Below are 24,567 nucleotides of genomic sequence, written 5' to 3'. Positions count from 1 at the left end.
TTTCTATTTAATCGTGATTTCGTCCACATATACGGTAGCACTACCTACTGGATCAGTTGCTGTGGTCATGACTTGAACGCCAATCGCTTGGGTCAAATTACGATCCGCTACCTTGCTGATATCCAGTGTTATTGTAGTAAATCCATTGGCATCTACTGGTGTAGCCGTAGAAGCAGTCCATGTTCCCCAGCTTGAGCCACTTTGGGTAAACAGCTGAGCCATTACACCGCTAACATCGCTTGTATCAATAGGTACAACCTTGATTTTAAGCGTAATTGTTGATGCATTCGCTAAGTTGGTAACCACCACACGACGCAGCTGGAATTGCCCTCCATTCAATGTTAAGTCCGCTTGCATCGAATGAGTTCCCTCAGCATACACAGCATTGCTCACCGATAGATTCTGAGCCAGCGCTGTATTATATTTATTATTTTCATCCACATTGATGCTGAAGCCTTGCAGTGTATTGTCCTCGAAGCCATAGACGACAGCTTCAGGTGCGGTACCATTCTTCAGGGTCCGAACATCATCCAGATACAGCGTAGAAGTTCCCGTACCACTGAATCCCTCGAGCTTGATACCTATGGCTTTTACACTATTAAGATCTGCAATACCTGCCAAGTTGAGCGAAACCGTAGTAAATCCGCTCGAATCTACTTTCACAGCTCCACTGTCAGCCCAAGACCAGGTTGATCCCGTCTTAATATACAAACGTGCATCCGCTGTTCCGTTCGACAGTTTAATTTGTGCGCTTAATTTATCAACCGCGCTCAGATCCAGACTGCCATTTTTGCTGAGCTCAAAAGCTCCATCTGAATCGAGTGAGAACAAGGTGCTTAACGAATGAGTTCCCTCAGCAGCCTCATCAGTCGAGATTACCGCCGCGCTTGCACTCGCATTATTTTGCTCTACTGTCCAGTCCTGAGTATCTTTTTCGAAACCATACAACAGCTTCGCCTGTTCTGGCGTGCTGCCAGGGCCTTCGCCCCCATTAGGAACGCCACCCGTTCCATCATTAAACGCTGCAATATCGTCGAAGTACAGCGTACCAGACGTACTTGCTACTATGTCCTTTTTATTTACGTAGATAGACACTGCCCGAATGTCCTTAAGGTTCTCTTTAGTGATTACTTTACCGGCATTTCCTGTATCCCATGGCGCTGGAGCGAACTGGCTGAATGGAATTTCCACCAAGCCAGGTGTCGTACCTGCCAGTGAAGGATAAGCTTCAAAAGAAATGCCGCTTGCATTGACCTGAATAACAAGCTTGTGGTCGCTGCCATCAGGTGCAATCCAGAGCTTCAATTTGTTGGCGTCCGACCAGTCGGCATTATTCATGTTTTTGGTACGACCTGTATAACCTTGGCCATCCACATTATAATCGAATCTCAGGCCATACTTGCCATCATTTTTATGGTCCGCATCAAGTGAGATCGTATTTAGATCACCCGCAGGACTTAATGCCGCACGAAGTAATTCATCATTCCCTTTGTAATTCTCAAAAGTATCTACAATCAATGGGTCCCCATTGCCCTCTACGTCACTTACAAAGATTTGGATCGTTTGTGAAAGTACAGAACCATCCTTTGCATAGGACTTAACAGTAAGCATCACGCCAGTTTCGTCGAAGGCTACACCTGGTGTCCAATCTGCCAAGTAATAGAAACCTTCTGCGTCAGCTGCCATGCTGTACTCTGTTGTGTCATCCCCAATCAGGTAGGTTACTTTATCCACGTCCTGATTCAACACACGAACACGAAGGGTCGATGCTTTTGTCGTGGGCACTGTTTGGTTTGCCGTTGGTGAGGCAATGTGTAAAAAAGGTTGCTCGGTTTCTGTAGTTACCTGTTTCGAATACGCATCCGCAATAGCCACTTCATGGCTGAAGCTTGTATACGGATCATTATAATAGTCTACAAAATCAGGGAGCAGTTCATGATCCCCTAGCCCGTTTGGAGCATTTCTATAAGGGACAAAGATAGAATCTGTATTGAAATTTGCCCAAGTCTGCATGTACGCCATCCGTTTAGCATCCGGATCAGACTGCAGTGCAGCGATTAGCTTGGTAAAGAATTTCAGGTCCTTCGTTCCAGTTGGCTTCACACCCGAATAACCGAACTCAGTAAATGCTGCGATTTTCCCCTTACCATCCGCCAGCTTCGAGATCAGCTTAGCATCCTTCACGACTGAATCAAACCAACCCTCAGTGGTTCCGTCATAATAATTATCGAAGCCAAGGATATCGACATAGTCATCTCCCGGATACGTCTCAAGGAATGTCGCATCTGTGCCGTTAAATGGACTTCCCGGTGAGAACGCATATAAGAAGTTATGCACATCTTTTTTGTCCCTTAAGTATTCAACGGTATAACGATAAATTTCAGCATACTGCTCCTTCGTACGGTAAGGCGCACCCCACCAGAACCAGCCACCATTTTGCTCGTGGAATGGACGGAAAATGACTGGAATAGCTTTACCATCATCATCTTTTAAGTTATTTGCAAAGTCCGCAATCATATCCAGGAATGCATTAAACTCTGCATGTTTGTCACCGCCGGGTAATATATGCGTAAGCACATTCCCTTTGGTGTCATAAAAGTCCTTTCCTGTGACGAAGTTCGGCATATGCGAGCTTAATGTAAGCACGCCGCCTTTTTCATAAGCAGATTTCATCACGCCGATTAATTTATCACGATTCTCCAGCTGGGTTGCGCCTAGATCGCCTGGTTTCTCAAAACCTTCAAGACTAAGCGTATCCCAGCCGAACAGCCCCGGAAGGTCACCTACTGCATTCTCGACCTCAGACTGCGTTCCGTCCTTTTCAGTAATAGAAAGTCCTTCTGTAGTAGCATGCTGATGTCCAAACAAGATCTCACTGCCGCGGATATCCTGTAAATAGGCGAATAGCGATCTAGTCTCACTACTTGCATCAACATCCGCTAAATTCTCGATACGTCCCACAGGACCCGTCGGGTCTGTCGGTGTCGGTGTTGGTGTTGCTGTCGGTGTCGCTGTTGGTGTCGGTGTTTCCGTTGGTATTGGTGTCGCTGTAGGTGCCGCGGTTGGATTAGTCGGACCTACCGGCGTTGTTGATGAGCCTGATGCCGAGGTAGGCGCTGGGGTAGTCGTTGCTACAGGACCTTGATTGCCTTTGATAATGACAATTGTGCCAGGAGCAATGGGCTTACCGTTCAACGTTACTCCTGTTGCTTTAACGTCCGCTTTTGCAATGTCGCCCTGACCGGAAAGAGTGGTTCCAGTCGCTTTGACAGCTACGTTTAGATTAGCAATCGATGCGCCTTCACCTAGGATCAGCCCCACAGTGCTATTTAGAATTCCCGTGGTGATCATCGTCCCAGTTCCAAACTCCAGTCTTGCTAGACTATCTACCGTTAGCTGAGAAATTTGGGTTGTACCACTCGTGAGGACACGAACCTCACCCTCTTTACGATTTATATTTACTTTGCCTAATGAGCTATTCTTAATAAGAATGGAGTTTATCCCGCCACCTGCAATAAATGTGGTGCCCGTAACCTTAATACCCTCAAGGGTCACTTCGCCGTTACCGATCCCAGCAGTTAGATACAGGTTTCCGTTTATCGTTGCATTTTTTAACACAACACCATCCTGATTAACGACTACATTCCCAAAAACTATTCCTCCTTCAAAGCTTCCAGATTGCGAGTAATAACTCTTCACTATTTTATTAATTAACGTTATAACTTCGGCACGGGTGATCCTTCCAAGCGGCTTAAAGGTTCCATCCTCATACCCTGTAATCAAACCTGAGAGCGCATGAACTGCATCCTTAGCATAAGCCTGAATCTGAGCGGAATCACTAAATCCGCTCATCGATGAAGCGCTTTCAATGTCTTGAAGAGTAAATATCCGAGCCAACATCGTCACCGCATCCTGACGCGTTATATAATCAGTAGCTTGTGCTTTATTCTCTGAGTATCCTTCATAATACCCAGCATATCGTGCCAACGAAAGCTGATCTGCATACCAATCGGTCGCTTTTACATCGGAAAAAGATTGATCTGACTTCATATAGAAACCAAATACCTTATTCAAGATCGTAGCAAACTCAGCTCTTGTAATTCCTTCATTGGGATGAAAAGAACCATCCTGATACCCGTTTAATACGCCATTTTCTACCCACTTCGCAATATTTTGTTGTGCCCAGTGACCCTGTGTATCACCGAATCCCACAGTCGATGGCGCTGCTGCTGCAGAAATTACAGAGGGGAAAGGAGACATTATCATTGCACAGGCAAGTATACTCCCCAGCCACTTTTTCGCTTTTTTCATTCCTAATTCTCCTTCGAAAATGAATGGATTTGATAATAAGAATAGCCAACCAGCTGTTATGAACCCAATAACTATCTGTCCTTATAGAAGACAATTACAGACCTACTCGCTAACTATTCACCTCCACATACTCAGCTTCGTTATTAATAACAAACACTAACAAAATATTTTAATTTCGTTAGATATTTCGGTATATGCAAGATTATAGCGGTTACATTGGCATAAAACAATCTAAATATTCCCTTTTGTTATAATTATTTTATTGTTTACGTTAGTATTAATGTTAGTAATTCCGAAAATAAATAACAAAATTCAATTTAATATAACAAAAACAGACACCCCGCAGGAGTGCCTCCCAATAATCATATAGATGAGATCCGATTCATTTATCATGTTTTATTGGTGGCACGGAAACACAGTTGTACCCTCCCGCACCTCTTTCGTCAGATCGTCCATAGTGACAAGATTACGTGTAGTTCCGAGAACGATAATGACATAATACGATTGCCCACTTGAATCCTCGAGCACTACCTGATAACCCGACCCTCCAAATAAGGGTTTGCAAATCGTTGCAACTCTCAGCGACGCACTTTCCGTGTACTCTTTGCGCACATAATCCATTCCAAGGCTTCCTGCTGCCTGCTTGTTCTGACGCTCCGAATTCCCGTGAATTACTGCTATTATTACCGCTCCAATAATTATGATAATAAGGACTAGATAACCTAAATGTTTTTTTCTCATCTTTCCTCCTTATTACATAGAGTGATATTGGCACAGCAACGGGGCGATTAGCAATAATCTCGTTTCCGTAGGCACCCTATCCCGTGATTAAGTATGCCGAAGCCGATACCTATAAGCATAATTTTACCCCTACTCTACTTCAACAGCTTAACCTATATAAAAACAAAAGGCACCCCCAAGGGCGCCTTCATTATCACTACATATTAGTTGTGCTAGTTATTTATAAGACTCTGCCAGCGAGTTCGCCACCACTATCGCATTGTACACATCTTCCGGAGTAACCGGGAACGGCATATTGCCCATTGTGTCTCCTTCTGCACAAGCAGCTTCAGCAACTTGGCGCCATTCGGATTCGATAAATTCCGTGCACCCCAGATCGGCGAGGGTTAGCGGAAGATCTACATCCTTGATAAGCTTAATGACAGTTTCCAGCTCCTCATTTGAGGCATTTTCCAGTACTAGCTGGGCTAAAAGACCAAACGTAACCTTTTCACCATGCTGAGCTTTGTGTAGTGAAGGAACGGCTGTCATCCCATTATGAATAGCATGCGCGGCAGCCAGACCACCAGATTCAGCACCCACACCACTTAGATAAATTGTCGCTTCAATGGTCTCCTCCACCGCGCGTGTATAGAGCTTCTGATCAACCGCACGTTTTGCTTTTACCGCATTCTTAAGTAGAGCTTCATAACAAAGTCTTGATATACCTAGACCCGTTGTAGAAGGTTTCATAAGTACGAGATTGTCGCCATTAGAGGCATAACAAGCACGGGCTTCAAAATAAGTAGCCAGTGCGTCGCCAATTCCAGCTGCGAAAAAACGGGAAGGTGCTGAAGCTAAAATCGCTGTATCCGCCAAGACCACATCCGGATTACTTGGGAGGAATAAGTATTGATCAAATGAACCATCTTTATTATAAATGACAGCCAGCGCTGTACATGGTGCATCAGTAGATGCAATCGTCGGAAAAATAACTACAGGCAGCTTCTCATAATACGCAGTAGCTTTGGCAGTGTCCAGTGTTTTACCTCCCCCGATACCGACGATGATATTCGCCCCAGCTTTACGGGCAAGTTCCCGATTACGATTAATCTCTTCCTGAGTACATTCATAATTGAATTTTTCAAAAGTAGCCTTATTCCCCGCACCTTCGATGGAACTCCCCGCCTCTTTCTTAGCACGTTCCAAAATGAACTCATCACAGATCACATAGGCATGATCGCCAAACGCCTTAATATACTCATTCAGATCTGACAGTAAGTTATGGCCGGAGATAAATTTCTTTGGTGAAGTAACGGATCTAACGAAATGTGACATTGTGCAAGACTCCTTGTTGTGTGTTTTAGTAAGCATAAAGACGCAATTCCTACATATTATTACCCCGCTACCCAAGAAATACTCAAGCTGCATTCTCCAAAGGCACTCATCAGAGCATGCAAAAAAAGACACCCCTCAGGGCGTCCTTTGATTTTTTTATATCTATTATATAACACGATGCTGAACCCATTTCTTGCCCATAAATCGCCGCAGGAAAATCAAACCTCTGATCCCCCACTCACAATTCATCGCCAGCCAAACGCCGAGTATACCAAAGTTCAGAACAATACCTAAGATGTATCCGAGCACTACACGGAACAGCCACATCGTAAGCATCGAAACCATGGAGGTGAATTTGGAATCCCCTGCCGCTCTAAGCGCCGAAGGCGTAATAAAGCTTATAGACCATAACGGAATTTGCGCAATCGTATTGATGAGCACAATCAGGAAGATATCACCCAAAATCTCAGCAGGAGGATGGAACATAGACACTAATGGATTGAAAAAAGGCATAATCAGCAACCCCATCACCACCAGGGAAAGAGAAGAGGCGACAAGGAATGATTTAATAAATTTTCGAGCATCCTTAACATTATTGCTTCCCATACATTGTCCCACCACTGTAATAATCGTCAAGGACAACGCATTCCCCGGGATTTGCATAATCCCTGCAAAGGAGGAGGCAATCGCATTAGTCGCAAGTGCATACGTACCCAGACTAACGATGAAGATCTGAGTCAGAATTTTACCACCATTAAAGAACATCTGCTCTGCCGCAAACGGCATCCCGATGAACATTATTTTTTTCAGCATAGACAGCTTAACCGCTACAAGATCGCGAATACGGATATGCAGATCGTTGTCCAATCGGAATAGATAATAAAGTGCGCAGAACGCCCCCAGGTATCTAGCTATATTTATAGAAATGGTCATCCCCAGAACACCCATATGCAACAGGTTAATAAAGACGAGATTCAATAAGACATAAGTTAAATTCATAATTAGCGAAAGTACAAGCGAGGCCCTCGTTCTACCAATTCCACGAAGAGCACCACATACCGCTTCCACAACAGCTATACCAAGATAAGAGATACAGCTCCCGATTAAATATATTCGGGCGTTCTCCATAACCTCCGGTGAGGCCGCTCCAAATAGTAAATTCAACAGCGGATTGTGAAAAAGAATTCCGAACATCCCAATAGCAAATGCCATCAGCGAAACAGATGACGTAGCACCTGCCGTAGCTTTTGACACCATGAGGTCATTGCCGCTCCCTTTATACTGCGCAACAACAACCGTCCCACCTGTTGAGACGGCAATAAACACACTAATGAGAAAAATATTAAGAGAATCTATCATATTGACCGCACTGATAGCTGCCACACCAGACGAGCTTATCATAGCTGTATTCACTAGATTAAGACCCACCACAAAGGCCTGATCCACTAGGATAGGGATGAATAAAGCAATCATCTGACGATAATCTATCGATTCACCAGAGAAATACTTTTCTAGAAACCGCACACTTTGCTTCGTATTTACACCTACATTAGGCTCCATCTTTGCTTCACTTCTTTTACATAGAGTTTGTCAAATTGAATTATGCGTATAAATAGAAAAAGGCTCTTCAGGTTGAAGAGCGATTCAAAAGTATTGCCTGTTTATATGCACTTAGGTATGCGGTCGAGAGGACTCGAACCTCCACGGGGGTTAGCCCACACGGACCTGAACCGTGCGCGTCTGCCAATTCCGCCACGACCGCACAAGATATAAAAAAATACAGTGCAGAATATAAGTTAACATGATTTCACAGAAAGAGCAACAACAAATTTAACAAGTAAAAGCGTCTTCGGTGCCCTTGTAAGGGCAGTAAGCGTTTAAGGGAAGACTATAAGAGTATTGGTGTCACTTATACTTTCTTATATTTAAAAAAAGTGTATCGGTGCCCTCAAGAGGATCATCGATACACTTTTAGTTAGAACAATAGAATTATGATGCTTGTCCAAGCATGCGATAGATGATAACCGCTGCTTGAGCGCGATTAGCTATACCCTTAGGTGCAAATTTCCCACCATCAACACCGTTGACGATTCCCAATTGAGTTAGCTGTGCGATAGCCTCTTGTGCATAAGGAGCAATACTGGATTTGTCTGCAAACTTACCCAATGCTGCATTTTTATCAATCGGCTGTAGTTTGTCTTTCAGTGCGTTAGCAACCATAATGGCCATCTCTTCACGAGTCACTTCACGACCCGGTTCAAATTTGCCATTTCCAGAGCCTTGTACAAGTCCAGCCTTCACCGCAAGGGCGATAGAATCCGTGTACCAAACTCCTTGTTTAACATCATTGAACGAACTAGTTGTTGCTGAACCCGTAAGATTCAGTGCGCGTACCAGCATCGTAACGAACTCTGCTCTAGTCACTGTTTTGGTTGGCGCAAAAGTATTTGCATCCAGACCTTTCAGAATGCCCTTAGCAGCCAATGCTTCAATAGCTTCTTGCGCCCAAGCTACCTTGCCCAGATCCTTGAAGTTTGCTGCTGGCGCAGTAGTTGGTGCAGGTGTTGCCGTTGGTGCTGTTGATGGTGCTGGTGTTGCTGTTGGTTTCGCGGTTGGAGTAGGCGTTGGAGTTACACCGGTAGAACCGCCTCCACTGCCACTGCCTGATCCCGAATCAGCCTTTAATTTATTAATAATACGACCTTCAATGGCTGCTTTAATCTCTTTGCCATTAAACGTTTTTACAATGTAGTCGTAGAACACGTCCAAATCAATAGGTCCAGCCAATGAATCACTAGCTTGAGTCAGAACCTTGTAGTTATCTCCACCCGCAGCCATAAAGTTATTTACTACTGCTGTATATTTCTGCGTAGGATTAATTGGTGTTCCATCAGTTAGTGTGAGGATCGCAATACGATCGGCTACTGGCAGATACATATTCGCTGTATATTTCAGTCCGGAAATTTGCAGCGTTTTGATATCTGGTGTTCCATCAGCTTTTACATTCCATTGCTGTTGCAGCAATGTTTTGATTTGCGCTCCGGTTAGTGTCAGCTTCACAAGCGTGTTGCCGAATGGCTGAATTTTAGCCAGATCGCCGAAGGTAACAGGACCTTTCGGAAGGTCCGCACGGATACCGCCTGGATTCATAAAGGCGAAATCGGCAGCTTTTGCACCATCGCCGAAGTCAGCATTACGCATAGAATCAGCAATCAGATTACCAAGTGCAGCCTCATTATTGTAAGCATCGGTACGAGTGATAGTTCCGTCCGTTGTACCCACTGGTTGAGTGAGCTCAGGATGCTTCTCAAGGTAAGCATTAACCAGTGCCACACTTTCCGGATCTGGTGTTACCCCATCATGGAAGGTGGAAGTTACCACAGCAGACTTGTCCTTCACGTCACCTGTTTTAGGATCAATGATCAACTTGATATCCTCAAATGCTGTACCGTAAGAATAAGCTTGTACAATCAGCTTGCCGTTTACTGTTCCATTTGCAAGTGCATGGTTATCACCAGCAACGATAACATCAACAGGGGATTCCGCAGGAAGCGCATTGGCTAGATCAGCCGCTTCACCTGTAGTCACACCATCTTTGGTTGTTGCAGGATCATGTGCAAGCACGATAATGGTCTCAACACCTTTAGATTGAAGCTCCTTAGCGTATTTCTCAACAGCCGCCACTTCCTCTTCAGGCGTGAGGAAATGCACGCCAGCCGTACCGGAAGGTGCCACCTTACTTGGTGTGGATTTCGTTACAAGACCAATAAAGCCGATCTTCACACCGCCTACTTCTTTGATTACATAAGGATTAATAATTGGCTCGCCAGTTTTGGCATCCACTGCATTCGCATTAACATAATCAAAGTTTGTACCCTTGTGGGTAACGTTGCTATCCTTAGGGTCCACTCCGCCGTTCAATTGTGTCATCAGTGCATCGACACCTTGGTCAAATTCATGGTTTCCTAGGGAGCCCACATCAAATCTCATCAAGTTCATCCACTCAATCGTCGGCTCATCGCGCTCAAGTGAAGATACTGGAGCAGATGCACCTACGGAATCTCCGTTATGGAAGAGTAGAGAATTATCGTATTTAGCCTGTGCTTCTTTCAGATAAGTCGCAAGAATAGCGGCTGTTCCCACGTTCTTATTGTTTACGACAGACACCGTATCCAGTTGACCGTGGAAATCATTAATTCCAAGAAGGTGAACTTCTACGTCCTTAGCTGGTAGAGCCAATTCATAAATACTAAATCCCTTAATATCTTTTTCACCAGTGTCCTTAATGTTGGCCGGCATAACTTTCGCCGCTTCTGGTGACGAAGTAAACGTGAGATTTACGTCATCCGAAAGTGGAGCCAAAGACCAGTTGCCATCCGCAGAAGGATCTATTGTACCTACTTCTTTGATGTAGTCCATAAGGATCTGGCGATTCTCATCTTGGGAATCGACTAGAATCTCCGAACCCTTCACACCTGGGAAATTCCCTCCGCCACTTGCACGGTAGTTGTTAGTTACAACAATAAAGTCTTGGTTAGGATCCAACGTTTTTCCTTTATACGTAATTTGCTTCACACGACTCGATGAAGCATCGTTAATCACACCGGTAGGACTATATTTTGCAGGTTTGGTTACATCAATTGTGTACTTAATGCCATCAATAACATCGAAGTTATAAACAGCAAACTCCCCATTCAGCAAGCTTTGTGGAGCTGTGATGTCTTCTTTGATGGTATTAAAAGCACCCGCACTCATTTCAACCCATTCCTTAACAACAGAACCTTTAACTTTAATAGCTTTCAGCGTGTTGTCATACAAATACAAGTCACTTGCACTACGAATAGTCAGTGGACCTTTCTCAATACTCGTGTACTCTGAAGGACCGTTACGCCCAGCCTTGAAAGGAGCACCTACACTGAGAATCGGAAGATTTTTATACTGTGGAAGATTGGTATCAATATACTTCTCCACATACCATTTCTGGGCATTGGTAACAATCTGCACGGTAGGGTCGTCCTGAACCATTGCAAAATAGCTGTTCATCGGAGCGGTAGTAACACCTAGCTCTTGACCTGTATAGTCAATAGTAGCTTGGTGATCTGCTGCAACAGCAGCATCAACAGCAGCATCCGGTATAGCATTGGCTATGGAGCGGGTTGAGGCAATGGATTTATCTTTATCCACTTCCCATTTTCCGCCTACTTCCACCAATTTGAGATCAATCAGGCCCAAGTAACCCCCACCATAACCCGCTTGCACGGCTGGAGTCCCGTTAATGTGGCCGTAAACATTATCAACAACAGATTGAGCGTTATTATACGCCTGCCCTGTTAATGGATCCTTGAAAGAATTGTCAAGGGATTTATTATCAACTGTTGGGAACACCTTGTGAGTGTGTGAGAAAGTAATCGCATCAATGCCGTCAACCTTACTTAAAAGATTGATAGCATTCTCTGCACCAGTACCTGCAACTGCAGTTGCATCGAAGCCGGTATGTGCCATTGCTACGATTACATCGACACCCTCACTCTTCATGATAGGAACATATTTTTCTGCTGTTTCAGCAATGTCCTTAGCAATGACTTTGCCTTCCAGATTAACCTTGTCCCATTCCATAATCTGCGGGGTCACAAGACCAAGCACACCGACTTTAATATCCCGGAGCTGGTTATCGCTGTCCACTATTTTTTTATCAAGAATGACATAAGGTTCAAAAGCATTTACGTCATTATCTGGATTACCATCTTTATCATCAATATATATATTGGCATTTACATAGGGGAAGTCCGCACCACTCAATGGGTTATTAGCACTGCCCTTAATAGTCCGATTTAAGAATTCCAGCCCATAATTGAATTCATGATTACCAAAAGTCGCAACATCATATTCCATAATATTCATAGCCGCAATCATAGGGTGTAGCTTAGTCTCTGATTCTACTAAATTACTTTCATTCGCGATGTAAGTACCCAATGGCGTACCTTGAATCAAGTCCCCATTGTCGAGCAGAAGATTATTATCAGGATATTCGCTCCTAGCATAAGTAACCAACGTAGCTGTCCGATCGAGTCCTACAGTTGTAGAAGCCGCATTCTTAAAATAGTCCCAGCCGTAGACATTGGTGTGCACGTCCGTCGTGCTCATCAGCCGGAGTTTGGCTGTGGCTGCGGATGCTGCTTCAGCTTTATCTGTACCCCAAGCTGCACCCAAACCAATACCTCCAAACACCTGCAAAGAAAGCACTGCAGTTGCTAATACAGAAGCAATCGGCTTATTCCATCGTGTCTTCCATCCCATAATAATATTAGTCCTCCCTATCATTTTCACATAATTTCTGTGATATTATATCACACAAACATAACCAATTATCATATAATTGTAAAAATAATATAAAACAATGTTAAATATAATAACATAAGAAGAAAGACCTAGACTTATGAATCCGTTTTTATAGGTCAAGAGTCAATAGATGCAAAAAGAACACATCTTCACCAGATGTGTCCTAAAAACAATCCTATATAAAGTCTAGAAAAGTCGAATCTATGTCCGGCACTACTTTTTACCCATTCATAGCAGTAATCCCAAAACAGATTGCAGTTATTAAAGATAAGGGTGTCATCACAAGTTTTTCTTTCATGCTCCTCGACAATAAGTTCATTATAGTATTAAGCATTAAATAGACGGCAAAAAAATAACATACCCTTCTATCAAAAGGTAATCCAATAGAGATCACATTCCCTGCCTGCAATAAGTACAGGATGGCAACTAGCTGTATCACTACTGAAACTCCACACGCGACTCTCATTTGTGAAGGCATAATTCTATGTCTTCCTCCCATTGCAAATTCCCCATAAGGCAATCCCAGAGACAGCAGTATATAAAGAATCACTGCTCCCAAAAAAGTAATACTCCCAATCCATGCTGATATCAAGTTTTCACTCCTCCATAATTTATTTATCGCACATTAAACTATATGAGTGTAATGAATTATTATGGGCATCAACACAAGTGGTAGCTCTTTCACCCAAATATTTTTTTATGATGAACTAGCACAAGCAACACAAAAATATCTGAGTAATATAGAAGTAAATAGACCAATGAGGTGATCCACAAATGGCAAATACAACGAAGATTCGCAAACGTGCTGAACAGCTGAAAGGTAGACCCGTGTGCATTACGTTACATGATGGACGTACGTATATAGGATGGATAACCGGCCTCGATAAGAATGGACTGACCCTTTCCAAACCACGTAAAAACAAACACAGAAAATCAAAAAAACACTCTTCTTCCCGCTCCCGGAAAGCAAACGTATCAGGATTAATGCCCTTATTCGGCTCACTTTTCGGAATGGGTGGAGGCGCTCTAGGCTCCGCAGGAGCAGGGGCTGCCAGTTCTGGAGGCGGTGGTTTTGGCGGATTTGGCGGGTTCGGGGGAATCGGCAACTTTATTGGAATGGTACAAAAAACTATGCCGGTTATGAAGATGGGTTACAATATGATTAAATCTATTTCCCCCTTCCTTAACGGGCTAAAAGGATTAATGGGATAATCAAAAGACACCCCTCAAGGTGTCTTTTATTTTTGCTCATAATCTTATCAGGTTCTTTAACAATCTGCCTGCAGATCTTAACCGTGGACGTTTTAGATGCTCCTGTACATAACGATAATTCGTCAATTCAACCTTAGCATCACTGAGGGCATAGGTAAAATCATCATCAAAGGGCAACTTATACTCCCAAACTCGCTTACTCCAGTGCGGAATATTTGCTTGCATCCATGGATCGTCTATCCCGGGATGAATATAGGTCTCACTAACGCCATCCGGCAACGAATACAGCTTAGCAATAATAGATCTTTTAAACCTTTCATACGTCTCGCCTTCCTCTACACCAAAAGGATGCGATAGCAAATAGTCGGGAATCGGCACCCCAAACGTATCCGCCAGCCCTGCTCCAAGGGCAACTGGTCGTTCAATATTTTTCAGCGATGCCAAAAGCGGATCCTCAGCATGGATGTATCTGAAGAATCGTGAGGGCAATCCCCAGCGGGAAATTTTCCACAACGTCTGCGGAAGCAAGCTGCGTCCTGTTTCCATTCCGTATAAACTACCCATGTGGTTGTCTACATGGCTAATCACTATTCCCGACTGTTTCACTCGCTCGTACTGCGCATCTATCTCCTTTAGTACGGCTTTTGTCTGCGCCCCCTGTTCGAACTCTTTTACCGTCCTATATTGATGTCCGCTCTCGTCGTGAAGAGAAGCCTCCCCCGTCAGGCTCGCCCAGCGCAAAGCCTCAAATTCACTAGTCATCGTCAAGTGAAGTCCCACATTCCGTTGTTGCCTGCGACTACACCATGTAGCCGCCTCCTCAAAGCCAGGGGCCACCGCCATAATCGTTGCTGAGGATACCTTTTCCTCTTCCAGCAGATGTTTTATCGCCTGATTCATGGGGGGACTTTGCCCAAAATCATCACAATTGATGATTAATTTTTTGTTCATAGTCAGCCTCACCTCTCAAAGAGTCCATAAATGTAAATTTCATTGTGAAGGATATGACAACAGCTATGGCCAAAAGACATAATGGCACCACACTTATTAAATACCTAAATGTCGCTTCAGGATTGGACCCTGGGTCATCGCCGCCTTGATAGCCAAAGATCATACCTACAATGAAAAAAGCTAACGCAGAGATTAACCCGCTTGAACGAGTGATGAATCCGCTTACAGCCGTGTAGATTCCTTCTCTTCTCAGACCTGTTTTTTCCGCATCCTCATCAATAATCTTGCCACCTACTATTGCTGGGGTCACTAGAAATCCGGCTAATCCGAAACCGACAACTACGCCAGCAGCCACGCCACTTAAGAGGTCATAACCAAACCATAACGGAATTACCGATAACGCATATAAGATCAGTGATAACCGCCACGCCTTAACCCCGTCCATCTTACGAATCATCCAGTACCACACGAATACTAATGGAATGACCGAAACAAAAACAGCTGCGAGTAAAATCGATACCTGAGCCTCTGAGATATGAAGTACATATTTTGCATAAAAAGGAATCATCGAGCTTACAAGTCCATTCACCGTTTGGGCAAAAGAGTTCGAAATATTAAACACCCAAAACTTTTTATTCCGAATGGTCTCCCGAAAAGCCGGAATCAACTTCAAGGGTTCCTGCTCTGTGGGCTCCTTCTTTTCTTGGACATTCATCATACATAAAAACATAAACACTCCAAAGAGACAGGCATACACTATAGCCATATTAGAGAAACCAATAGCTGCAAAAATAATTGGGGTTAAGGCAGTACCGATTAACAAAGCTACAACTTGATAGCCTTGCTGAATCGCAGAGGCTTTTGCCCGAATACGGTCTCCACGGAAGAGCTCCGGGAGTAACGCTCCATAATTCACCCATAACACAGTGGCGACAGCCTCATAGAAAATAAGTGTGACTAGAAACCAAGTGAACAATCCATTTTCAGATAATCCGCCGGGAGGGGAGAAAACCAGTACAAATGCCAGCATGAATAACGGAATTGAGCCAAACACCCATGGTCTGCGTCGACCCAAACGAGTATCTGTGCGATCTGACCAATAGCCGAATAACGGATTGTTTACCGCATCCCAGATCAGAAAGATGGTTCTGGCTAATGTAGCAAGTCCAATGCCCAATCCTAATTTTTCAACATAAAAGTAACTGTAAAATGAACTAAATGCCTGACTGGGAACCATCATCGCAAACATCCCTAAAGCAAAGGTGTACGGCGAATTGATCCATTTATGCTTCACTCACATACCTCCCCTATGGTAAAGATCCGGTTGTAATATATTACCATACCGAAGAGAGAACGCCATCAAATTTTTCCTTAGCAGAAACTACGGATAAAAAAAGAGGCCCCGCAGGCCATCAACAAATGGCTGCGGAGCTTTTTCATAACTAGACTATAAAACATCCTTCAGCTTGCTTCGGCTCTGAACATCCAGGGCTAGATAATCACGGATTTCGCATCTTTTTCCATTGATATCCGTAAGAATGATTCGTTTATGACTTGGATACTGCATATGCTCGTGCAGGTTCCGCATAACGATCCGGGTCTGGCCCAGATTCGTTTGCAGCTCCCAAATCCACATATCCGCTTTTTGCTTAATAGAATCAATGCGGGTTACAACCGGAAGAAAATACCGCAGCCGGAGCTCTGTGTCCACTTCCACCCGACTTTCTTCATCGAGCTGATCAATGTCACGAATGACTCCGATCTCCTCACTCTTGGAGTTACGAACTGAAATATACTCCGTGGTATATTGGAATGGAAATATACGAAAAAGAATTAATTCCTCATAGACTTGACCCTCCACTACTCCTTGAAACACGCCACCTTGACTGCGGCTAAAAGAGATTGCACCCGGTTCAAGAATGTTAATCTCATAGGGATCTTTAGGATTCAATTCCCCGTTAACAAGATTCGAATCACTCATGCATCTCAACCCCCTTAATCTGCGACATTTCCTTCTGTGCCTCAACTAGCTTGAAGTAAGCACCTTCTGCAGCAAGCAATTCCTCATGTGTACCCACTTCAATGATCTTCCCGCGTTCAAGCACTACAAGACGGTTCGCATTTCTTAGCGTGGATAATCGATGGGCAATCGCGAATGTCGTTCTGCCTTTTACCAGTCGCGAGATCGCTTCTTGAATTTGTCGCTCGGTCACTGTATCTACAGAAGCTGTTGCTTCATCTAGGATTAGAATTCGCGGATCGTGAATTATTGCTCGGGCAATAGACACTCGCTGCTTCTCTCCACCGGACAATTTATGGCCACGTTCCCCAACTCTTGTATCATAGCCATCCGGCAATTGAACGATAAAATCATGGGCGTTGGCAATTTTTGCAGCGCGCATGATTTCTAATTCCGTAGCGTCCGGTTTAGAATAGGCAATATTCTCAGCAATCGTTCCGTCGAATAGAAACGTCTCCTGCAGCACTACACCGATCTGACTACGCAGATCTGACTGGCTGATATTTCGGATGTCCACACCATCGATGGTAATGGTTCCCTCATCTGTGTCATAGAAGCGACAGATCATATTAATGAAAGTCGACTTACCGGCACCTGAATGTCCGACCAGACCAATCATCTCGCCCGCACCCACTTTTAAATCCACGTTCTTGAGCACAGGATGATGTTTTTCGTATCCATAAGTAACCCGCTTAAACTCAACCTCACCGTTTACGCGGCCGATGGCTGCTGGATTCACAGTATCAGGCACATCTGACGGAGTATCCATAATTTCAAAGACCCGATCTGCTGCTGAAATCGCATGGCTGGCCCAGTTGATCATTTGGCTCACCCACTGCAAAGGTCCAAGAAGCATCCCAAGGTAGGTCACCAAAGCGATTAGCGTACCGATGGATAATTGGCCCTGTAGCACCGTTTTCCCGCCATAAAACCAAATTAATAACGTACCCACACCAGCAACCAACGCAAAAGCAGGAAACATCCCCTGCCATAAGCCTTCGATCCGAATATTATGCCGAACCAGCTCCTTATTGGCGACTGTATAACGTGACATCTCTGTTGTTTCCTGACCGAATGCTTTGACTACACGAATCCCCTGCAAAGAATCGCCAACCAAAGCGTTTAATCTAAAAATAGATCTCCACTGCTGGTACCAACGTCTGCCAATCATCGGCCATAACACGGTCGACAGCACCACCATAAGCGGCATAGGCAGCATAGCAAGCAGCGTTAGCTTCCAATCCATACTGAACATAATAGTGAAAATAGCGATTACCCGCAGCAATTCACCCGAGACCCAGATTACACCGTCAGTCATAAATTGCCGCATCGCCTCTGAATCATTATTCACCCGTCCAATAAATTGCGAAGATTGTCTTCGGTCGAAAAAAGATAAAGATAATTTCATCAAGGAATGATACACATCATGACGAAGATCACCCATGATTTTGGAACCAATCCATACCCCTATAAGTCCACGTACAGTCTGCATTAAAGTAATTACTAAGGACGTGGCTGCTAGCCCGATCACAATCCATAGAAGCGTTGAGCCCATATCCTTTTCTGTCAACACATTATCAACGATCATCTTCGTCAAAAATGGTGGAACAAGCTCTACCAATGTAGTAAAAATCAACATAATCGCCGCAGCGATCATTTGGATCTTATAAGGCTTGGCATAGCTCAGCATCCGAAATAGAACCTTGCCGTTACTCTTGCACACCGGACAAGCTTGCGAATCTTCCGGCAGTGGATTGCGGCATTTTGGACAATTTCTTGGAAACTCTTTTTCAGAAGCGGTTGGCCGTTCCTCGCCTTTAGCTACAGCGCCAATTAATTTAGAAGCAAAACCAAATATAGAGGTAAGTGATGCTGTATAACGTATAAGTATAATAGGCCCCTCTTGGGTATCCACAAGCAACGATCCGCCGCCTACCCCGCCTACTACCCGGGCATCAGTAATATTCGAGACTAGAAGCTTTGAGACCAGTTTCCCGTCCGTTCCCCAAACGGAAATCTCCTTCTCAGTCAATACAAGCCACTGCTCACCGAATTGCCCATCTTTCATTAAATCGGATACAGAGTGAAATAAAGGTTGTTCTGTAAGCTGTATTTCTATAGACTTGGGAAGTTTATCAATAGATGTCATACATTTCTCCCCTTTCTTTACCCAACTATTTACTCACATATATTTACAGTGGTAAAGATGAAAAAATGATTATAATTGTTTTGTATGGTTATTTAAACAAATAAAAAGACACCTCTAAAGGTGTCTTTTTGTATTACTTCCTATGGTACTGGCTATACGCTTATTTCAAAGCTTTCCATACCCAGTTCTCTACTTCTGGCAAATCAATACCCTCTTCACGAATGAATTGGTGATGTTTCTTAACGATAGCATCCATTTCATCTGCGATCGCTTTATAGTCGTTAGCATTAGGCAAGCTCAGAACAGCTTCCTTCGCCAAGTCAAAGCGGTCCATTTGATTCAATACGCGCATATCGAATGGTGTTGTGATATCGCCATTCTCGCGGTATCCGTGTACGTGCAGGTTATGGTTATGGCGATCAAAGAACAAGTCTTTAATCAGACCTTCATATCCATGGAAAGCGAAGATAACTGGTTTATCTTTTGTGAAAAATTGATCAAACTCTTCGTCAGATAAGCCACGCGGATCTAATTTTTGACTTCTCAGTTTCAACAAGTCTACCACGTTGAGATATCTAATTTTAAGGTTCGGCAGTTTTTCATGCAGGATAGAGATGGCAGCCAAGCTTTCGATAGTTGGTTCTGTACCTGCAGAAGCAAAGACAACATCAGGCTCTCCACCTTGATCGGTGCTTGCCCAGTCAATAATCTTCAGTCCTTTATCCACCAGCTCTTGTGCTTCATCCGCACTGAACCATTGTGGACGAGGATGTTTGGAAGAAACAATCAAGTTAATTTTTTGACGGTCATTTAAGACGGTGTCAAAGACAGCCAGCAGGGAGTTGGCATCAGCCGGCAAATACTCACGGATAAATTCTGGTTTTTTATCAGCCAAGTGACCTAGCAAACCTGGATCTTGGTGAGTATAACCATTGTGGTCTTGCTGGAATACAGTTGAAGTTGCTACCACATTCAATGATGGAATATCCGCACGCCAGCTTTGATCTGTTGCTTTACGCAGCCATTTGAAATGCTGAGTAATCATCGAATCCACGACACGCAAGAAAGCTTCATAGCTTGCAAAGAAACCATGGCGACCTGTCAATACGTAACCTTCAAGCAAACCTTCTGCCTGATGTTCAGACAATTGGGAATCGATAACACGGCCATAAGAAGCTAGGAATTCGTCATTCGGCTCAATCACTTGATCCAACCATTGACGTTTCGTCACTTCAAAGACAGGTCCCAGACGATTGGACATTGTTTCATCCGGTCCGAAAATTCTGAAATTGCGGTTCTCTTCGTTCAGAGAGATAACATCTTTCATGTATTTACCCAGAACGGCCATATCTTGTGCTATTACTTCACCTGGTTTGGAATTATCAAGTGCGAACTTACGGAAATTCGGTAAGTTTAGATCTTTAATTTGGTTGCCAGCATTAGTAACTGGGTTCATTCCCATACGTCTGTCGCCAGTTGGCAGAATCTCAGCAAGTTCAGCGTTCAGACGACCATTGTCATCAAATAATTCTTCTGGTCTATAGCTGTTCATCCATTCCAATAACGCTGGAGCATGCTTCATATTTTTTTGATCCACTGGAATCGGCACCTGATGGGCACGGAAAGAGTTCTCATTCGGAACACCATCCCATTGCTTTGGACCCGTCCAGCCCTTAGGAGAACGGAAGACCAACATTGGCCAAACCGGACGCGTCAGGTCATTGTTGTCACGTGCATTCTTTTGAATCGCTTCAATTCTTTCAACGATGGTATCAAGCACCTTAGCCATTTCCGGATGCATTAGATCAGGATTTTCGCCTTCAACGAAGAACGGTTCCCAACCCATACCTTTAAAGTATGCAGTAATTTCTTCTTTGGATTGACGAGACAGAATCGTTGGGTTACTGATTTTGAAACCATTTAAGTGCAAGATCGGCAGAACTGCACCATCAGTAACTGGATTGATGAACCGGTTGGAGAACCATGAAGCCGCTAATGGGCCAGTTTCAGCCTCTCCATCACCAATAACAACCGCGGAGATCAAATCTGGATTATCCAGAATTGCACCTACACCATGGGATAGAGAATAACCTAATTCGCCACCTTCGTGGATCGATCCAGGTGTTTCAGGGGCAGCATGGGAAGCAACTCCACCTGGGAAAGAGAATTGTTTGAACAATTTCTTCAGGCCTGGGATATCTTGTGTGATTTCCGGATAAATTTCAGTATAGCTACCATCGAGATAGGAGTTCGAAACCATAACCTGACCGCCATGACCAGGGCCCTCGATGTAGAACATATTCAAATCATATTTAGTAATGACCCGATTCAAATGGGCATAAATAAAGTTCTGGCCTGGAATAGTTCCCCAGTGTCCAATGGGCTTAATCTTTACGTCTGCTTCTTTCAGCGGTTCTCTTAACAACGGATTATCTTTCAAATACAGTTGACCTACAGAGATGTAGTTAGTTGCGCGCCAGTATGCATCAAGCTTCTCTAAATAAGTTTTTGATGAGTAATCAACATCCATGGATAATACCATTTCTTCCACTCCCCAAAATTTTTTCTGTGTCTACATTGCCGTAATTTCTTCCACAAGTACATCATACCGCCGCGAAAAATTAATTCAACCTTTTCAACAAATGATACGGTCCAATTTTGTGAAAATATGAACATAGTATGAAATACAGTGTCAATTGTCTGTAAAAATACGTCAATATTAATATATATGTAAAAATATGGACTGAAGTTTGCGGGGGTATTTGCTCCTTATCCTTCATCTATTTTGCGCAAAACAAAAAAAATAAGACCGAGAAAAATTCCCCAGTCTTACTTTTAATGAACGGACACAAAGGTATTAAATTTTAAGTATTTATAGTGGAAGCGCATATGGGAGAATTCAAATGGCGTGCCATTATCTAAAAAGAAAATCCCTTCCATAATGCTTACTGGCTCATTTGCCTGCAAATGCAGCAGCTCTTGATCCGTAGCCTCAGAGGGTTCTGCGGATATCGATAAAAAGGATTTGGTTACCGCCAGATTTCGTGAATCCTCCAAATAATTAAAGATAGATCCTTCAATAATGGTCTGATTTAAATTCTGCACGATTTTGATTGGGATATAACCCGTTTCAATCATAAAGGGTTCATCATCAAAAAGACGTAAGCGAATGATTTTGTAAACAAAATCATGAGGGCCTAAAAACAGATCCCGTTGTAGTTCTTCCGTTGGTGGAATGACCTCAAATTTCAAAACTTTAATCTTTGGCTTCTTCCCATTCATTTGAAAATTGTCGGTGACACCTAAATTAGAGCCTTCGTAGTTAAAAATAGATTCATTTTTTATGTATAAAGGATTTATAAATGTCCCTGAGCCACGCTTTTTAAAAATAATGCCGGCATTTGCCATTTTAGTCAGAGCACTTTTAATAGAACTACGACTCACTTGATAAGTTTCACTAAGCGTTCGTTCATCCGGTAATTTCATATCGGGAAACTGCCCAGCAAAAATTTTCATTTTTAAGTCATCAATAATTTGTTTGTAGACAAACTGTGTCATGAAGTACTCCTTTTCAGGTCGATACAAGTTTTATTTCAATCTTTACTATAACATAATAACCAGACGTTTATAATCTATCCGGCCAGCTTATTTACGTCGGCGATTTGTCATGCGATTGTACATCACTAAACCGGCAATGACCATGCCCAGCGTCCCCATACTACTTGCTGATTCAGCCTGCATACCAAACAAAATGCATAGGTTAGTGACCAAGCTTTTTGTAAGTACAGCAACAATAATTAACATCAACGGGCGCCAAATGTTGTATCTTCTCATCCAGGCAACACTCCTAATCCAATTTTCTCAAACTATTGATCGATTTCATCTATTATATCACAAGATAGTAACCGCATTCATTTCCTATAACCGTAAAGAAATCGAAGCCGATCAGCATTTTTTACTTCCCTCTATCTTTTTCTGTATTCTAGCCTAGCGAACGTGACGTCTATGTGTCATATTCGCTTTCAATTCCTCAGCTCCTCCTATCCGTCAATTACGCCTTTATTCGACTTTTGGTCTGGACTTATCCTTTTTCACGGATTATAATAACGAATGCACACCAAAAGACGAACATTAAGGCGGAAATTATGAGAAATTATATGCAAATATTCCTAGGCACTTCATTTTCTAGCCTATCCCCAAAAGAAATACAAATTTTAAAGGATCATCTCTTCTGTATCAATTCGGATGGGATGATAGAAATGATCGTTGCACCGGATCACCCCGACTATCAACCCTTGCTTGATGCTTATCAAGGTCAGGACAATTTTCATGTATTAGCCGAGGGCCAGTATTTTTTGCCCGGCTTTATCGATCTGCATGTCCACGCGCCACAATGGGCTCAATCTGGAACTGCATTAGATATCCCGCTCTATGATTGGCTAAATACTTATACCTTCCCACTGGAGTCTAAATTCTCGGACCTGGCTTTTGCAAAAAAAGTCTACGATGACGTGGTTGGTACTTTGCTCGCAAACGGAACCACTACAGCACTTTATTTTGCAACGGTGCATAAAGAGGCCAGTCTATTATTGGCTAAAATATGTGCGGAAAAAGGGCAACGTGGACTCGTTGGAAAAGTGGTTATGGACGATACGCAGGGAAATCCTGAGAATTACCGTGACTCCGACACCCACACCGCACTAGTGGATACGGAAGAATTTATACTAGCTGTACAAGAACTCGCTAAATCTACTAAACAAGGCGTTTATCCAGTAGTGACACCAAGGTTCATTCCAAGCTGCACTAATGAGGCTTTACAAGGCTTGGGAGAACTAGCCGCTAAATATGATACGTATGTGCAATCGCACTGTAGTGAAAGTGATTGGGCACATGGTTATGTGCAAGAACGGTTCCAGAAGAACGATGCTTTTGCCTTGCATGATTTTGGTCTGCTCAGTGATAAATCTGTCATGGCACATTGTAATTTTTTAGATGAAGATGATGTGAATTTGTTTGCAGAGACAGGAACAGCTATTGCGCATTGTCCGATATCCAATGCGTATTTTGCCAATAGTGTCATTCCGATCGCTGACTTCCATGCCAAAGGCGTTGAGATTGGTTTAGGCTCTGATATTTCCGGAGGTTTTTCACCTAGTCTCTTCGATAACATTAGACAAGCCGTAATGTCTTCAAGAATGCTGGAGGATGGTGTGAATCCCTCACTTTCTGCACAAAACCGCGGAGTACCGGGATCACGAATTACGATCCATGAATCCTTTTATCTTGCTACCGCTGGCGGCGGAGAAAGCTTAAGCTTACCTATCGGCCGGTTACTAGAAGGTTATGCATGGGATGTTCAAATAATCGATACGAAAGTACCCTCGGCGAAATTGCCCGTCTTTGATGAGAGTGAAGATTTGCAAGATATTTTTCAAAAGATAATGTACCTGGCTAGACCTGAAAATATCCGTGAAGTCTGGGTACAGGGTGAAAAAGTTCATTCGCGTTAAAGATTAATTAAACTAGA

Annotated in this window: 14 protein-coding genes and 1 tRNA gene; 2 read left to right on the top strand and 13 right to left on the bottom strand. The window is 43.4% G+C overall.

From position 1 onward, the window contains the following. Positions 1–3: 3 nt before the first annotated feature. The 6 genes from MHH46_RS01260 to MHH46_RS01235 all read right to left on the bottom strand — a co-directional run bounded on the left by MHH46_RS01260 (position 4) and on the right by MHH46_RS01235 (position 12,666). Positions 4–4,311, bottom strand: a complete 4,308-nt coding sequence (locus tag MHH46_RS01260) for a glycosyl hydrolase (RefSeq protein ID WP_081386374.1) — start codon at positions 4,309–4,311, stop codon at positions 4–6. A gap of 396 nt (positions 4,312–4,707) precedes the next feature. Then, on the bottom strand, positions 4,708–5,052 hold the full coding sequence (locus MHH46_RS01255; protein WP_076179139.1) for a hypothetical protein: 345 nt from the start codon (positions 5,050–5,052) through the stop codon (positions 4,708–4,710). 216 nt (positions 5,053–5,268) lie between these two features. Next, complete coding sequence (locus MHH46_RS01250; protein ID WP_076101108.1) at positions 5,269–6,369, bottom strand: glycerol dehydrogenase; 1,101 nt, start codon at positions 6,367–6,369, stop codon at positions 5,269–5,271. Positions 6,370–6,534: 165 nt separating this feature from the next. Further along, complete coding sequence (locus tag MHH46_RS01245; RefSeq protein ID WP_076192595.1) at positions 6,535–7,929, bottom strand: MATE family efflux transporter; 1,395 nt, start codon at positions 7,927–7,929, stop codon at positions 6,535–6,537. Between the two features lie 118 nt (positions 7,930–8,047). Beyond that, a tRNA-Leu gene (locus MHH46_RS01240) sits at positions 8,048–8,131 on the bottom strand. 227 nt (positions 8,132–8,358) lie between these two features. Next, on the bottom strand, positions 8,359–12,666 hold the full coding sequence (locus MHH46_RS01235; protein ID WP_076192597.1) for a bifunctional 2',3'-cyclic-nucleotide 2'-phosphodiesterase/3'-nucleotidase: 4,308 nt from the start codon (positions 12,664–12,666) through the stop codon (positions 8,359–8,361). Between the two features lie 816 nt (positions 12,667–13,482). Here MHH46_RS01235 and MHH46_RS01230 point away from each other — a divergent pair. Continuing rightward, on the top strand, positions 13,483–13,920 hold the full coding sequence (locus MHH46_RS01230; RefSeq protein WP_076126935.1) for a hypothetical protein: 438 nt from the start codon (positions 13,483–13,485) through the stop codon (positions 13,918–13,920). Between the two features lie 36 nt (positions 13,921–13,956). Here the strand turns inward: MHH46_RS01230 and MHH46_RS01225 are convergent, their stop codons facing one another. The 7 genes from MHH46_RS01225 to MHH46_RS01195 form a co-directional block, all read right to left on the bottom strand. Beyond that, positions 13,957–14,871: a polysaccharide deacetylase family protein gene (locus MHH46_RS01225; RefSeq protein WP_076126933.1), complete on the bottom strand. Its 915-nt coding sequence runs from the start codon at positions 14,869–14,871 to the stop codon at positions 13,957–13,959. Further along, the gene (locus MHH46_RS01220) at positions 14,843–16,165 is read right to left on the bottom strand and encodes an MFS transporter (protein ID WP_076126931.1); all 1,323 of its coding nucleotides are present in this window, start codon (positions 16,163–16,165) and stop codon (positions 14,843–14,845) included. Before MHH46_RS01220 ends, MHH46_RS01225 begins: the two co-directional genes overlap by 29 nt. 153 nt (positions 16,166–16,318) lie before the next feature. Next, the gene (locus MHH46_RS01215; protein ID WP_076126929.1) at positions 16,319–16,852 is read right to left on the bottom strand and encodes a DUF1854 domain-containing protein; all 534 of its coding nucleotides are present in this window, start codon (positions 16,850–16,852) and stop codon (positions 16,319–16,321) included. After that, a complete protein-coding gene (locus tag MHH46_RS01210; protein WP_076126928.1) occupies positions 16,845–19,040 on the bottom strand; it encodes an ABC transporter ATP-binding protein in 2,196 nt (731 codons plus the stop codon). Before MHH46_RS01210 ends, MHH46_RS01215 begins: the two co-directional genes overlap by 8 nt. Before the next feature lie 160 nt (positions 19,041–19,200). Beyond that, on the bottom strand, positions 19,201–21,582 hold the full coding sequence (locus tag MHH46_RS01205; RefSeq protein ID WP_179086298.1) for a phosphoketolase: 2,382 nt from the start codon (positions 21,580–21,582) through the stop codon (positions 19,201–19,203). A gap of 293 nt (positions 21,583–21,875) precedes the next feature. After that, on the bottom strand, positions 21,876–22,598 hold the full coding sequence (locus MHH46_RS01200) for a GntR family transcriptional regulator (protein ID WP_076126926.1): 723 nt from the start codon (positions 22,596–22,598) through the stop codon (positions 21,876–21,878). Positions 22,599–22,685: 87 nt separating this feature from the next. Then, positions 22,686–22,874, bottom strand: a complete 189-nt coding sequence (locus MHH46_RS01195; protein WP_036687195.1) for a hypothetical protein — start codon at positions 22,872–22,874, stop codon at positions 22,686–22,688. A 311-nt stretch (positions 22,875–23,185) separates the two neighbouring features. Here MHH46_RS01195 and guaD point away from each other — a divergent pair, with 311 nt between their 5' ends. Further along, positions 23,186–24,550, top strand: coding sequence for a guanine deaminase (gene guaD, locus MHH46_RS01190; RefSeq protein WP_076192599.1), 1,365 nt, complete (start codon positions 23,186–23,188; stop codon positions 24,548–24,550). Positions 24,551–24,567: the final 17 nt, after the last annotated feature.

The organism is Paenibacillus sp. FSL H8-0175, from assembly GCF_045040615.1.
GTDB classification, from domain to species: Bacteria; Bacillota; Bacilli; order Paenibacillales; family Paenibacillaceae; genus Paenibacillus_AQ; species Paenibacillus_AQ odorifer.
The sequence above is the reverse complement of the archived record's forward strand: the minus strand, read 5'-3'. Positions and strand labels throughout refer to the sequence as shown.

What these genes read in the sequence shown, in the direction of transcription:
- MHH46_RS01195 (WP_036687195.1), bottom strand. Translation starts at nt 22,874, where the DNA reads ATGAGAAGATACAACATTTGGCGCCCGTTGATGTTAATTATTGTTGCT.
- MHH46_RS01230 (WP_076126935.1), top strand. Translation starts at nt 13,483, where the DNA reads ATGGCAAATACAACGAAGATTCGCAAACGTGCTGAACAGCTGAAAGGT.
- MHH46_RS01250 (WP_076101108.1), bottom strand. Translation starts at nt 6,369, where the DNA reads ATGTCACATTTCGTTAGATCCGTTACTTCACCAAAGAAATTTATCTCC.
- MHH46_RS01245 (WP_076192595.1), bottom strand. Translation starts at nt 7,929, where the DNA reads ATGGAGCCTAATGTAGGTGTAAATACGAAGCAAAGTGTGCGGTTTCTA.
- MHH46_RS01225 (WP_076126933.1), bottom strand. Translation starts at nt 14,871, where the DNA reads ATGAACAAAAAATTAATCATCAATTGTGATGATTTTGGGCAAAGTCCC.
- guaD (WP_076192599.1), top strand. Translation starts at nt 23,186, where the DNA reads ATGAGAAATTATATGCAAATATTCCTAGGCACTTCATTTTCTAGCCTA.
- MHH46_RS01255 (WP_076179139.1), bottom strand. Translation starts at nt 5,052, where the DNA reads ATGAGAAAAAAACATTTAGGTTATCTAGTCCTTATTATCATAATTATT.
- MHH46_RS01235 (WP_076192597.1), bottom strand. Translation starts at nt 12,666, where the DNA reads ATGGGATGGAAGACACGATGGAATAAGCCGATTGCTTCTGTATTAGCA.
- MHH46_RS01260 (WP_081386374.1), bottom strand. Translation starts at nt 4,311, where the DNA reads ATGAAAAAAGCGAAAAAGTGGCTGGGGAGTATACTTGCCTGTGCAATG.
- MHH46_RS01215 (WP_076126929.1), bottom strand. Translation starts at nt 16,852, where the DNA reads ATGAGTGATTCGAATCTTGTTAACGGGGAATTGAATCCTAAAGATCCC.
- MHH46_RS01210 (WP_076126928.1), bottom strand. Translation starts at nt 19,040, where the DNA reads ATGACATCTATTGATAAACTTCCCAAGTCTATAGAAATACAGCTTACA.
- MHH46_RS01205 (WP_179086298.1), bottom strand. Translation starts at nt 21,582, where the DNA reads ATGGTATTATCCATGGATGTTGATTACTCATCAAAAACTTATTTAGAG.
- MHH46_RS01200 (WP_076126926.1), bottom strand. Translation starts at nt 22,598, where the DNA reads ATGACACAGTTTGTCTACAAACAAATTATTGATGACTTAAAAATGAAA.